The sequence below is a fragment of the Gilliamella sp. Pas-s27 genome, assembly GCF_009795865.1.
In the GTDB taxonomy this organism is placed as follows: Bacteria; Pseudomonadota; Gammaproteobacteria; order Enterobacterales; family Orbaceae; genus Gilliamella.
This window is the reverse complement of the sequence record NZ_WTEW01000018.1, coordinates 30951-44054: the sequence shown is the minus strand read 5'-3', so window position 1 is coordinate 44054 and position 13104 is coordinate 30951. Positions and strand designations below refer to the sequence as shown.

Here is a 13104-nt window from a genome sequence, read left to right as displayed (position 1 = left end):
CAAAATAACATAAAACCAAACGGTTTATCATGCATTTTACTCGTCAATGGGTTGATAAGGATCTTCAAACCCCAACTGTTGCATAATATCAATTTCGATATTTTCCATTTCTTCAGCCTCGTCGTCAAGGATATGATCATAGCCTAATAGATGCAAACAACCATGCACAATCATATGTGCCCAGTGCGAAGTTAATGATTTATGTTGCTCTGTAGCTTCAGCTTCAACCACTTGCTGACAAATCACCAAATCGCCAAGCAAAGGAACATCAATTTCAATGGGGGACTCAAATGGAAAAGATAATACATTGGTTGGCTTATCTTTATGACGATAAGTATTATTTAATTGCTGACTTTCTTGCTCATCAACAATACGAATAGTGAGTTCAGCATTATCCACAAATTGCGGCAAAATAACCCCTAACCATTGTAAAATTTGCGCTTCGGTTGGCAGATTTTGGTTATCTTCGGTAGCAATTTGCAAATCTAAAATTATTGCGCTCATTCTATTTTGATTACCTTAGGTTATTATTATTCACGATGATAAGGGTGATTAGTCGTTAAACTCCATGCACGATAAAGGCTCTCGGCCACAATCACGCGCACTAAAGGGTGAGGAAGCGTAAGCGGGGACAGCGACCAACTCTGCTCAGCTGCTGCTTTACAAGCAGGCGATAACCCCTCAGGGCCACCAATCAACAAACTCACATCTCGCCCGTCGGCTTTCCAACGTTCTAATTGTTCAGCTAAATTATGGGTTGTATAAGGTTTACCGGGAATATCAAGTGTCACAATACGATTACTTTTACCGCAGGCACTTAACATCAATTCACCTTCTTTATCTAAAATTCGTACAATATCGGCATTTTTAGTACGCTTACCGGCAGAGATCTCAACAAGCTCTAACGGCATATCTTTAGGAAAGCGAGCACAATAATCATCAAAAGCTGTTGTAACCCAACTTGGCATTTTAGTGCCAACAGCAATAAGCTGAATTTTCACGCCATTAACTCCAAAGTTTTTCCAGTTCGTAAAGCTGACGGCTCTCTTCTTGCATAATATGCACAATCACCGAATCCATATCAACCACAACCCAATCAGCATCAGTTTTCCCTTCACTACCTAATACTAAATGCCCTTGTTTTTTAGCTTCATCAAGTAAATGATTGGCAATAGACGAAACATGACGGTTTGAAGTGCCCGTACAAATAATCATGTAATCAGTAATGCTCGACTTACCACGAACATCAAGGGTAACAATATCTTTGCCTTTTAGATCATCAATCTTATCAATAATAAAATCTTGTAACGACTGCTGCAAAATAAACTCTCTATGGTTAAAAAATAAAGCGCTAGTATACCACGAAATTATAAAATAACGGCTATGCAAAAATAGAAACAACATTTAACGGCATAAATGACTGAATCAATACTAACCTTCGGCCTTTAGAATAAAAACAGACTAACAATAGCTAATCAATTACTTCTTATCAAAAAATTGGTCAGGAAAAGTATTGATTTTATTAAAGTTTTTTCTGTCCGTTTTTTTGAATATAAACCTCTACAAACCCTTTTTTTTACAATAATTTAAAATTCAATAAAATCAAAACATTATAAAACAGCTTAAAAAAAGGGTTTTCAAAGTCAAAATTGTTGTTTATCTTTATATAACAAGATTTATCAAATCTTGAGTTCTCCCTTAACGCCGTATAGGCGGTTTAGAAAGCCAGCTGCTCAAGTTCCTGTCGTTTGTGCTGCCTTAACGCCGTATAGGCGGTTTAGAAAAGCAAATGACCGACACACCATGTAATACATATCCTTAACGCCGTATAGGCGGTAATTAAAAAAACAAATTAATCATATAATTATAAAAAACAATCGGCTATGCTATCTGCCTTATTCCGGCGTCAGAATGCGCCGACAACAGAGTGAGGTTAGCACGCCAAACAGGACGTTTGGCGAGTTTGTGGCGCGCTTGACAAATTTGTCTGGAACAAATTTGAACACCTGGGCACAGCGAAGGTGGCCTCGTAGAGGCGAGTATCAGGATGATACGAGTAATCGCACAAACGGTGCGTTAAGACTGAGCGACGTCGGACAAATTTGTCTGGAACAAATTTGAACATCTGAGCACAGCGAAGGTGGCCTCGTAGAGGCGAGTATCAGGATGATACGAGTAGTGCCGAAGGCCACATTCTGCAGCCAAAGCGTGGGATTGCTAAGGGAATTCGCTTTAAATTCCCTTGGCTCGGACGTGTTCACAACAGCTATTTTATTCACCCAAAGCTCAAACGTCCGAAACCACCGCACCTAACCCATTCTATGCACCAACAAAAAAGCATCATTTTGATAAAAAAAATCAGTCAGGAAAGGTGTTGATTTTATTGAAGTTTTTTTTCGCGGTTTTTTCCAAAAAAACAAACTACATTGACATCGATGTTAAAATAGCTGGTAGCATATTTATAATTATAAAAAGTCCAAAAGCCATTAAATTATAAAAACCATACCCCCTAACAAAATAAGCAACAGGCGGTGATAAAATTGCAATATAGGATGTTGCTACGGTGATCATTATTGATGAAGTAAGAAAATTACATACGTCTTCATGATATAGATTTAATGAGAAAAATATCATTAATACAGAAATAATTAACAAAAGAAAAATTAAAATAATATTTTCATGTATTAATTCAAAGCAACTGTTTGCTGAGTAATCGAACAAACTTGCTCCTAACAACCCCGGTAGTATAATTAAACTCCAATGCACTATTTTTAATACTGATGGTAGGGTTTTTTCCATTTTTTTATTTCCTTATTTTTAACTGTTATTATTTTAATTATTTTAATTATTTTTACTATAACTCAGATACTGAACTATTCTTTTAAAACTAAGCTAATAATCAATTGATTCTTGTTTATTAAATAGAATGTTGATGTTAACTTATACCACTCTATGTTATGCTAGCACTAATATTAGTCACAGGATATTCCTTTATGATAAAAGACCCATTTTTTGACCGCGAAGCCGAGAAGTATGATTCCCCAATTGCCAGTCGAGAGCTTATTTTAGATTACCTTAAACAAGAAGCAAAGCCTGCCAGTTTAGAAAAAATTGCTCAAGCTGTCGACATTAAAAATGATGAGCAAAAAGTGGCATTGCACCGTCGTTTGCGTGCGATGGAGCGTGACGGTCAAGTGGTGTTTACGCGTCGTAAGTGTTATGCCCTGCCAGAAAAGTTCGACATGGTTAAAGGTAAGGTTATTGCCCACCGTGATGGTTTTGGTTTTTTGCGGGTAGAGGGTAATCCTGAGGACTATTTTTTAGCACCAGAACAGATGAAGAAAGTCTTACAGGGCGATGTGATTTTAGCCCAGCCTATCGGCACGCAATACCGTGGTAAAACCGAAGCTAGGGTAGTGCGAATTTTAGAGCCTCGTAGTAATCAAATTGTTGGTCGTTATTTTATCGAGCAAGGCGTTGGTTTTGTGGTGCCTGATGATAGCCGTTTGAACTTTGATATTTTAATAACGGGTAAACCCGATCGCACCGTACGCATGGGAGCGGTTGTGGTGGTTGAGTTACAACAACGACCAGAGCGTCGCCAAAAAGCGGTGGGTGTGATTAAGGAAGTGCTTGGCGAAATGATGGGCACAAATTTAGCCATTGATATTGCTTTGCGTAATCACGAAATCCCTTATGAACTACCTAACGAGGTTGAAGCCGAGGCCAGCAAATTTACTGATCAAGTTCCCGAAAGCGCCAAAAAAGGTCGTAAAGATTTACGAAATTTGCCATTAGTGACTATTGATGGCGAAGATGCCCGTGATTTTGATGATGCGGTTTATTGTCAAAAAAACCGTGGCGGTGGCTATCGGTTGTGGGTGGCGATTGCGGATGTGAGTTATTATGTTAGGCCCGGCAAAGCGTTAGATAAAGAGGCTTGTTTGCGTGGTACGTCGGTTTACTTTCCATCGCGTGTGGTGCCTATGCTTCCTGAAGTTTTATCTAATGGACTGTGTTCGTTAAATCCGCAAGTGGATCGCTTGTGTTTGGTTTGTGAAATGACGGTGTCTAATCGTGGGCGGTTGACGGGGTATGAGTTTTACGAAGCGGTGATGAATTCGCATGCTCGGTTAACGTATACCAAAGTGGCGAAGATTTTGGAGGGAGATGAAGAACTTCGCGAACATTACCGTGACTTGGTTCCTCATCTTGAGAACCTTTACGGGCTTTATAATGTGCTTGATAAAGCACGGGTTGCTCGTGGGGCGATAGGGTTTGAGTCAGAAGAGCCTAAATTTATCTTTAATGCTGATAAGCGTATTGAAAGTGTCGAACTAGCACAACGTAATGTGGCGCATAAAATCATTGAGGAGTGCATGATTTTAGCCAATGTGGCTGCGGCAAAATTAGTGATTAAAGCGGATATTCCTTCATTATTCCGTGTGCATGACAGGCCTGATGAAGATCGCATTAATAATTTGCGTAGTATTTTAAGTGAACTTGGGTTGTCGCTTGGTGGAGGCGCTAATCCTAAACCTAAAGATATCGCCGAATTAATGACGGTGGTTGAAACACGTCCTGATCATGATATGCTGCAAACGGTTATTTTGCGTTCCATGAAGCAGGCTATTTATGATCCTGAAAACCGCGGACATTTTGGTTTAGCACTTGAGGAATATGGACATTTTACTTCGCCAATTCGTCGTTATCCTGATTTGCTTTTGCATCGTGCGATTAAATGGATTTTAGCGGATAAACAACAAAAGACCAGTAAAACAGGTGGCTACCGTTATACTACCAGCGAAATGCTCTATTTTGGTGAGCACTGTTCCATGACCGAACGACGTGCGGACGAAGCGGTGCGTGATGTAGTTGATTGGCTTAAATGTGATTATATGCAAGATCATGTCGGCGAGGTTTTTAACGGTACGATTTCGAGCGTGGTGAATTTTGGTTTCTTTGTGCGGTTAGATGATCTATTTATTGATGGCTTAGTGCATGTGTCATCGCTAGAAAATGATTATTATACGTTTGATGGTTCACGCAATCGTTTGATTGGTGAAAATACTCGCTTTACTTATCGTTTGGGCGATAAAGTGCAAGTGAAAGTCGATAACGTCAATCCAGAAGAGCGTAAAATTGATTTTTCGTTAGTGGGCAGTAATAATAAGCCAAAACGTCAAGGTAAAACGGCAAAGGATAAGTCTAAACAAGCCCAAAACGCTCAACAAGCTGACTTACCCGTTAAGCGAAAAGATAAAAAATCAACCAGTAAAAAAAGTAGTACGAAACCAAATACTAAGCCAAGTACTAAATCAAGTACCCCAAAAAAGGCAAAATCGAGCGCTAAATCAAGCATGAAATCAACGGCTAAAGTTGAAGTGAAAGCTAAAAGTAAAAAACGTAGTAAATCAACCAATAAAACCAAATAGTTAATAAGATAAAAGAGTAACAAATAAATGAGTGAAACAGTTTATGGCCTGCATGCCATTGAAGCATTATTAACACGTTCGCCAGAAAGAATCATTGAAGTATTTATTATTAAAGGGCGTGAAGATAAACGCCTTCTTGCTGTTGTGCGCCAATTAGAGCAGCTTGGCTTGCCTGTAAAAATAGCTAATCGTCAATGGTTAGATGAAAAGTCAAAAAACGGCGTACACCAAGGTATTTTAGCCATGGTAAAACCAAACCGAGGTTATCAAGAAAACGATATTCCGCTATTAATGGAACAGCAACCAAGCCCCGTTATTTTAATTTTAGATGGCGTGACCGATCCGCACAATTTAGGTGCTTGTATTCGTACTGCTGATGCCGCTGGGGTTGATTTTATTATTGTGCCAAAAGATCGCTCCGCACCGCTGAATTCGACCGCACAAAAAGTTGCCTGTGGTGCAGCTGAAAGCGTACCTGTAGTTAGAGTGACCAATTTGGCGCGTACTATGCGTATGTTGCAAGACGAGTATCAAGTTTGGATTGTGGGCACCGCTGGTGAAGCTGAGCGTACGCTTTATCAAACCGATTTTTATAAAACATCAACTGCAACGTCACTTGCTTTGGTAATGGGGTCTGAAGGTGAAGGTATGCGCCGTTTAACTAAAGAACACTGCGATGAGTTGGTTAGCATCCCAATGGCGGGCATTGTGTCATCGCTTAATGTGTCGGTGGCAACAGGTGTGTGTTTGTTTGAGATTGTTCGGCAAAAAGTAGCTATCAGGATGTAATTTCAATCATTCAGGGTATTCAAGTACGAAAATTTGATATTAACTGGTGACAAAATGAATTGTCACCAGAAGAATGGTTTTATTTAAATAGTGGTGAACTACTAATTTATTGCACCTATTTGTTTTAGTAATCCAAATATATCAGGTTGTCCATATTCTTTGATAATTTTGCCATGTGAAAAATAATAAAAATTCATGGCAGTTACTTCAATTTTCTTTCCTGATGGTTCAATTCCAAAAAAATGACCTTTATGCGTGCCGTTTAGTGTAAAGCGAGTTGCAACAATATTTTGTTCTGCAACAACTTCATCTAGTTTCCATTGAATATCAGGGAAAGCGCTTCGCATCATATTTAGTACACACATATAGCCTGAAGGTCCTTTCAATGGTTCTGGGCTTGTTGGTGCATAAAATATGGCATCTTCTGATATTATTTCTTTAGATAACTCAACATTCCCTGTATTAATAAATTCTAAAAATTTTTGTATAGCCATTTTATTTTCTTTGATTGACATAATTTCTTTTCCTTATGCTATAAATCTTATTAGGTCTGTTGATCACTTTTAGATGGGAAAGATACACAATAAAAAAGGGTTTGCAAAGTGGTTTTTATAGAGTTCGCTAATTTGTAAAGTAGGTAGGTTAAATTTAGTTGATTTTTTAAAATTAATTATAATCAATAGGTTATATTTTATTTTGGACGTAATGTTATCTACTTTCAATCTCCCTTTCCTTTTTTGTTAGTAATTTTTGCAAGTTTTATTGGCAAAAATACCAACTAGGTAAGCAAATTTATCTCACTTATACTTAATTTATGAAGTAAATAGGTGAATAAGTTTATGCGAACAAGAACCATTGAGTTATTTAAAAAATTTATTTCAATCGACTATCCAATCACCTCTGAAATGCTATCGGATGAATTTCAAATTAGTGTACGAACCATTCGCAATGAAATCCAAGAAATTAATGCGTTTTTAACGCAAAGACAGTTTCCTTTAATTTCAACAATACGTAGTAAAGGTTTTATAATAAATGCGTCACAAGATGAAAAACAGTTAATTTATAATGCATTATTGGGGATACCAATCTCATCGATTTTAAGTAAAGATGAACGCCAGTTTGATTTGTTATTGTCTATCGCTTTTTCTGCTTCTCCTACCATTTTAAGCCATAAAGAAGATGTATATTTTGTATCAAAAAGTGTTTTAGATGAAGATGTTAGAAAACTTAAAGCACGACTTAAAAAATATGATATTGAATTAATTAGCCAGCCAAAACAAGGTATGCAGTTCGTGGGGTTGGAGCGTTCTATTCGTTTAATGATGTATGAAGCCATTAATCAGTTTTTGGGAAATCTTGAATTAGATAAACCACTAAATGAGATGAGTTTGATACAGCAGTTACTGTTCAATTATATTCCTCAAGAATTAATAGATAGTCTATTACGACTTGCTCATCAAACACTTAGTCAGATTCATGATGAAATTTATGTTCAGCAATTGGTTGTTTTTACTGCTATTTGGGTAATTCGAAATCAACAGCAACATCACCTTACCATGATAAGAACTGATTTTAATAATAATGATTTGGGAGAAATAGCGAGGTTTATTCATTTAACTTGTCAACAGATTGCTTTGCAGGTCAGCAGGCAAGAGCAACAATACATTATTTATATGTTAGAAGCGTTTAATACCAAGGATATTAATAACTATGTAGAATGGGTAAATGCGCAGTTATTAGCCATTAAGCTAGTTAATTATGTAGAAGAAAAAACGCAAATTCCTTTTTCAACCAAACAAGAGCAATTGTACGAAAATTTATGTAAACATTTAGCAGGGCTTATTGCCCGAGTGAGTAATAATATTCATATTGTTAATCCTTTACTTGATAATATCAAACAAAACTATGGTGAAATTTATTCAGTTATTGCGATGTTTATGCAACAACTTGAAAATACCTTAAGTCATAAAGTATCTGATGATGAAATTGCTTTTTTAACTATTCATTTTTCTACCTTTGCGAGCGCAATTAATCAAGAGCGAAGTTACTATTTTAAAGCGGTGGTCTTTTGTGACCATGGTATAGCAACCTCTAACTTATTAGCAGAAACACTTAAAGAGTTTTTTAATATTGATGTGCTAGCCATTTTGGGACGTAATGATCAGAATTTATTAGCTCAACTCGATTTTGACTTAATTTTTTCCACCTTTCCATTGCAGCACTTAGCTCACCCTGTATTGGTGTTAGAACCCATTTTAAAAGAGAAAAATCATCCTATTATCACTGATTTTTTAGCTAAGCACAGTGCTAATCAACGCGTTGTAAATCATTTGGTTGATGCGACCGATCTTTTCTATTCACTGGTTGATTTGATTCAACAAAGTGGCGGTATTGTGTCTGCTCCTATCTATAACCAACTTGAAAAGTGTTTAGCAATCAATAATCTTAAAATTAATAAAAGGAAAATCCAGCCTATGTTGAAAGATATTCTTACCGATAATGACATTATCTTGCAGCAAGATTGTTCTGATTGGCAACAAGCGATCAAAATTGCCGCTGAACCATTATTAAAAAAACAATTTATTTTACCATCCTATATTGAAGCCATGATTACCTCGGTCGAACAATATGGCCCTTACATAGTCATAGGCAAATATTTAGCTTTGGCACACGCTCGCCCTGAAGATGGCGTAAATCAATTAGGAGTGAGTGTGCTCACCATGCGACACCCCGTTGATTTTGGTAATTATGAAATGGGACCTGTGAAAATCATATTTTGTTTAGCCGCTATCGATTCGTTTTCTCATCTCAATATTATGCGTAGTTTGATTGAATTAATTAATGATGAACAAAAACTTGAATGCTTAACGATGTGTGATTCTGTACAGCAATTTAAAACCATTTTATTTAATGAACCGAATTTAGATTAAACCATTAAATTGTAGGAGGATTGAAAATGAGTAATTTAAAAATTTTATTTGTTTGTGGTGCGGGGTTAGGCAGTAGTTTTGCTGCACAAATGGCAACCGAAGATGTACTAAAAACTAAAGGTATTGAGGCTAAATTAGATCATACTGATATTTCATCTGCCGCGGCAATGAACGCCGATATTATCATCACGGCTGAAAATTTTCGCCCTCAATTTGCTAAATTCAATATTAGTGAACAGACCTCAATTGTCTACCTTAAAAATATTGTTTCAAAAGCCGAAATTGATGAAAAGTTAACCCCAGTGTTGCAACAAAAGGGACTACTTTAAATTGCAAAATAGGAGAATATTATGAGCGTAATTAACTTTATTATTGATAATATTTTAACTCAAGCCTCAATAACCATTAGCTTAATTGCTATGTTTGGGTTGATTTTACAACGTAAATCAGTCGGACAAATTATTTCAGGATCGCTTAAAACATTATTGGGCTTTCAAGTGCTTAATGCAGGGTCAAGTATTATTGTGGGCAGTTTGACCTATTTTGGTCATATTTTTACTGCTGGTTTTAATATGCAAGGGATTATTCCTTCTATTGAAGCGATTAACGGGCAAGCAATGAATCAGTTAGGCTTAGGCCGTGATATTGCTCTTACTTTTTTGATGATCTTTATTTTTAATATTCTTATTGCTCGTTTTACACGCTGGAAATATATCTTTTTAACTGGTCAGGCAATTCTTTGGATGGCAACCATGACCACGGTATTTGGTAGTTTTGCTGGACTTTCTGGAGTCGTGTTAATTGTAGTCGGCGGTTTGGTTGGTGCACTTTTTGCGGTATTTATGCCCGCTATTGCACAGCCGATTATCCGTAGAGTGACGGGATCTAATGATATAGCTCTTGGCCATTTTTGTACAATCGGTTACTTATTTGAGGCAGGTGTTGCCTATGTGGTCGGCGAACGAGGTGAAAACAAACGTTCGATTGAAGAGATGAAATTACCTAAATCATTTGAATTTTTGCAAGATACTTATTTATCAGTCATGGTAGTTATGATACCGCTTTATATCATTACTGTTCTTTTTGCCGGCGAGGAGTATGCCTCGACATTGTCTGGTAGCCAAAATTATGTGATTTATGCCTTTACACAAGCGATTATTTTTGTTGTAGGGATCTATGTGTTATTAGCTGGTGTTAGGTTATTGCTCGGCGAAATTGTGCCTGCATTTAGAGGTATTGCAATGAAAGTTGTACCTAATGCCATACCAGCGCTTGATTGCCCTGTATTTTTCCCTTATAGCCCTAATGCGGTAATTTTAGGTTTTATTACCACGTCAATTGGTACGGTGATTGCGATGTTGACCTTGCCAGTTTTTGGATTAGCCATGATTTTACCAGGCATGTTAACTAATTTTTTTGCAGGCGGTACCGCTGGCATATTTGGTAATGCGGTAGGCGGGCGTCGTGGGGCTCTCATTGGTGGGATCGCACACGGATTCTTTATTACTTTGTTACCAGCATTACTCGTGACTATCTTTAATCAAATGGGCTTTATTAATGCAACAGCCACCGATGTTGATACGGTTACGGCGGCATTGCTCTATGCGTGGATTTTAAGTCCGTTATTAAAGAATTTTTAGTTTAGGAGATTGATATGTTTAGTTTTTTTAAAAAAATTCACCCTAAAATAGAATCAAAAAATAAACCAGAAATAAAAGTCAGTCTGACATCATCACAAATAGACCAAATTGAGCAATCAATTAGTCAATTGTTGCAACAGATTGATTATACAAAGGATGCGGTAACTTTAGCCACATTATATGAAAAAACAGGATTACTTTATTGCCAATTAGATCATGTTGACGTTGCGATTGAATATTTAGAAAAGAGTTTACAACATAAAAAATCAATTGGGGAGGGGTATAAAGCATTAATGAATTTGTACAACCATAAACGTGCCGATGCAGCACAACATGGTTCAATAGACGATATTGATTTTTGGATGAATAAGATGGATTCAATGCGCAACATTGCCAAACAAGTTACAGTTCAACGAGATTAAAGGAAATTATTATGTATACCACACTAAAAGATGTCACATTATTAGCTCAAAAACTCAATTTTACCGTGGGTGCGTTCAACACGCATAATTTAGAGATGTTGCCCGATATGCTACGTGCAGCGAAAGAAGTTGGTGCGCCAATTATTATACAAACTAGCGTTGATACTGCACGTTATATTGGTTTTAAAGTACTGGTTAATGCGGTAAAAGCTATTGCCGATGAAGAGATTGTTGATGCTGTATTGCACTTAGATCATGCAAAAAGTTTTGATGATATTAAAGAAGCGATCGATAATGGTTTTACCTCGGTGATGTTTGATGGTTCTTCTTTACCATTTAAAGAAAATATTTTAAAAACCCGTGCGGTAGTTGAGTATGCACATGCGCGTGGCGTATCGGTTGAAGGTGAGTTGGGTACAATTGGTGGAACTGAAGAGGGTATTCATGTTGATCCTAACGATCGAATCTATACCAAACCAAATGATGCTTTAGAGTTTGTTAAAGCAACGGGTATTGATGCATTAGCTGTTGCCATTGGTACTAATCATGGGCAGTTTAAATCAAAAACAGAGGTAAATATTCCTTTATTGAAAGAGATTCACGCTATGGTAGATATTCCACTGGTGATTCATGGCGGTACAGGCGTTAAAGAAGAAGATTATCCTGAGCTGATTAATAACGGTATTCGTAAATTTAATGTAGGTACTGAACTATTAGTCAATTGGACGAAAGTTGCTAAAGAAAGATTTGCTGATACCGAAGTGAATAAATCGTTAAGACATAATATTATTCCAGCCAATCAGGCTGTTAAAGAAATTGTCAAACATAAGATGAGTTTGTTTCTTAATGTTAGTAGCCGAATTAATTAAGGTACGTAAGTATGCGGAAATATTTAATTTTACTGGCAGGTTGTCCATGTACAGGAAAAACCTATTTAGTTAATCAATTGCAACAGCAATTTAAAGATAGCTTTGTTATAACCCCCGATGAAGCTAAAATTTTATATGCTGAGTCTATTGGCTTTAATTGTAAAACCGAAAAAGAAGCGTTAGAACACAAAGTTTGGCCGTTTTATTATGGTGTTTTACAACTGTATATGGATGCAGGTAAAAGAGTGATTATTTCTGAATACCCATTTAGTGATAAACAAAAAAAGCAACTGAGTGAATTTGCCGAACAATATCATTATCAAGTGATAACCATTCGCTTAGTTGCTGATTTTGATGTGATATGGCAACGTCGTTACCAGCGTGATCGTTCACCTGAGCGCCATTTATGCCATATTATGCAACATTATCATTATGGCGATACGTTAGAAAATCGAAATCTTGCTGATGATTTAATTACTAAGGAACAATTTTATCAAGTTTGCCAAACACGACAGTATGATCAATTTGTTTTAGGTAAATTGATCGAAGTTGATGTAACCGATTTTACTAAAGTTGATTATTCAGGATTACTGAATGAGTTGAAGCAAATAATTAAATTATAAATAGCACTATTATAAAAATGATAATGCTGGCTAAGTTTAGTCGGCATTATGCAGGTGGTTAATCGTTCGCTCACGCCACAATGTATTGGCTAAATAAGTAATTCATTTTCGTGAATACTGCCTAATATTTTATTTGCAGGAAACATTTATTATTGCTTGAAAACATATTTCTTATATATTTTTTCAATCCCAAAAATCGTGTAATGACAGCACAATAAAATAGCTGGGTATATGATAAAATTAAGCGTGATCCATGATGAGATCAGCAAATCAATACCAATCGAATTGATTAAATAACGATGATATAAATAAGGATATCGAATTAACTGAGGGATAATCATAAAAATAAGGCTAATTAAAATGCCAATAAGTAAACCGCAAATGACTAGTTTTGAT

General features: G+C 36.5%; 13 protein-coding genes. 8 read left to right on the top strand and 5 right to left on the bottom strand.

Annotated elements, in window-relative coordinates:
• Nucleotides 1–36: 36 nt before the first annotated feature.
• The 4 genes from ybeY to GQ589_RS08135 form a co-directional block, all read right to left on the bottom strand.
• A complete protein-coding gene (ybeY, locus tag GQ589_RS08150; RefSeq protein ID WP_160400136.1) occupies nt 37–504 on the bottom strand; it encodes an rRNA maturation RNase YbeY in 468 nt (155 codons plus the stop codon).
• Nucleotides 505–530: 26 nt separating this feature from the next.
• Nucleotides 531–1001 (bottom strand): 23S rRNA (pseudouridine(1915)-N(3))-methyltransferase RlmH, encoded by a 471-nt coding sequence (gene rlmH, locus GQ589_RS08145; RefSeq protein ID WP_160425494.1) that lies wholly within the window; start codon nt 999–1001, stop codon nt 531–533.
• Between the two features lie 4 nt (nt 1002–1005).
• Complete coding sequence (gene rsfS, locus GQ589_RS08140) at nt 1006–1323, bottom strand: ribosome silencing factor (protein ID WP_091346127.1); 318 nt, start codon at nt 1321–1323, stop codon at nt 1006–1008.
• 1098 nt (nt 1324–2421) lie between these two features.
• The gene (locus GQ589_RS08135; RefSeq protein ID WP_160400418.1) at nt 2422–2799 is read right to left on the bottom strand and encodes a hypothetical protein; all 378 of its coding nucleotides are present in this window, start codon (nt 2797–2799) and stop codon (nt 2422–2424) included.
• 194 nt (nt 2800–2993) lie between these two features.
• Between GQ589_RS08135 and rnr the strand changes: the two genes are divergently transcribed.
• Together rnr and rlmB are read left to right on the top strand one after the other, a co-directional pair.
• Complete coding sequence (gene rnr, locus GQ589_RS08130; RefSeq protein WP_160400419.1) at nt 2994–5435, top strand: ribonuclease R; 2442 nt, start codon at nt 2994–2996, stop codon at nt 5433–5435.
• Nucleotides 5436–5462: 27 nt separating this feature from the next.
• Nucleotides 5463–6224, top strand: coding sequence for a 23S rRNA (guanosine(2251)-2'-O)-methyltransferase RlmB (rlmB, locus tag GQ589_RS08125; protein WP_160425492.1), 762 nt, complete (start codon nt 5463–5465; stop codon nt 6222–6224).
• A 101-nt stretch (nt 6225–6325) separates the two neighbouring features.
• Here rlmB and GQ589_RS08120 read toward each other — a convergent pair whose 3' ends face one another.
• Nucleotides 6326–6739 (bottom strand): ester cyclase, encoded by a 414-nt coding sequence (locus GQ589_RS08120; RefSeq protein WP_160411370.1) that lies wholly within the window; start codon nt 6737–6739, stop codon nt 6326–6328.
• A 324-nt stretch (nt 6740–7063) separates the two neighbouring features.
• Between GQ589_RS08120 and GQ589_RS08115 the strand changes: the two genes are divergently transcribed.
• The 6 genes from GQ589_RS08115 to GQ589_RS08090 are packed head-to-tail and all read left to right on the top strand — an operon-like array spanning nt 7064 to nt 12708.
• A complete protein-coding gene (locus tag GQ589_RS08115) occupies nt 7064–9154 on the top strand; it encodes a PTS sugar transporter subunit IIA (protein WP_160425490.1) in 2091 nt (696 codons plus the stop codon).
• A gap of 26 nt (nt 9155–9180) precedes the next feature.
• Nucleotides 9181–9483 carry a PTS sugar transporter subunit IIB gene (locus GQ589_RS08110; RefSeq protein ID WP_160411368.1) on the top strand — a complete coding sequence of 101 codons (303 nt, stop codon included), beginning with the start codon at nt 9181–9183 and terminating at the stop codon, nt 9481–9483.
• Nucleotides 9484–9504: 21 nt separating this feature from the next.
• Complete coding sequence (locus tag GQ589_RS08105; RefSeq protein ID WP_160411367.1) at nt 9505–10794, top strand: PTS sugar transporter subunit IIC; 1290 nt, start codon at nt 9505–9507, stop codon at nt 10792–10794.
• Between the two features lie 14 nt (nt 10795–10808).
• On the top strand, nt 10809–11216 hold the full coding sequence (locus tag GQ589_RS08100; protein ID WP_160411366.1) for a DNA replication initiation control protein YabA: 408 nt from the start codon (nt 10809–10811) through the stop codon (nt 11214–11216).
• Nucleotides 11217–11227: 11 nt separating this feature from the next.
• Nucleotides 11228–12085, top strand: coding sequence for a class II fructose-bisphosphate aldolase (locus GQ589_RS08095; RefSeq protein WP_160425488.1), 858 nt, complete (start codon nt 11228–11230; stop codon nt 12083–12085).
• Nucleotides 12086–12096: 11 nt separating this feature from the next.
• A complete protein-coding gene (locus GQ589_RS08090) occupies nt 12097–12708 on the top strand; it encodes an AAA family ATPase (RefSeq protein WP_160425486.1) in 612 nt (203 codons plus the stop codon).
• Nucleotides 12709–13104 lie beyond the last annotated feature (396 nt).

Coding starts and splice junctions, on each gene's coding strand:
- GQ589_RS08100 (WP_160411366.1), top strand. CDS start 10,809: ATGTTTAGTTTTTTTAAAAAAATTCACCCTAAAATAGAATCAAAAAAT.
- rnr (WP_160400419.1), top strand. CDS start 2,994: ATGATAAAAGACCCATTTTTTGACCGCGAAGCCGAGAAGTATGATTCC.
- ybeY (WP_160400136.1), bottom strand. CDS start 504: ATGAGCGCAATAATTTTAGATTTGCAAATTGCTACCGAAGATAACCAA.
- rlmB (WP_160425492.1), top strand. CDS start 5,463: ATGAGTGAAACAGTTTATGGCCTGCATGCCATTGAAGCATTATTAACA.
- GQ589_RS08115 (WP_160425490.1), top strand. CDS start 7,064: ATGCGAACAAGAACCATTGAGTTATTTAAAAAATTTATTTCAATCGAC.
- GQ589_RS08095 (WP_160425488.1), top strand. CDS start 11,228: ATGTATACCACACTAAAAGATGTCACATTATTAGCTCAAAAACTCAAT.
- GQ589_RS08120 (WP_160411370.1), bottom strand. CDS start 6,739: ATGTCAATCAAAGAAAATAAAATGGCTATACAAAAATTTTTAGAATTT.
- GQ589_RS08135 (WP_160400418.1), bottom strand. CDS start 2,799: ATGGAAAAAACCCTACCATCAGTATTAAAAATAGTGCATTGGAGTTTA.
- GQ589_RS08110 (WP_160411368.1), top strand. CDS start 9,181: ATGAGTAATTTAAAAATTTTATTTGTTTGTGGTGCGGGGTTAGGCAGT.
- GQ589_RS08105 (WP_160411367.1), top strand. CDS start 9,505: ATGAGCGTAATTAACTTTATTATTGATAATATTTTAACTCAAGCCTCA.
- GQ589_RS08090 (WP_160425486.1), top strand. CDS start 12,097: ATGCGGAAATATTTAATTTTACTGGCAGGTTGTCCATGTACAGGAAAA.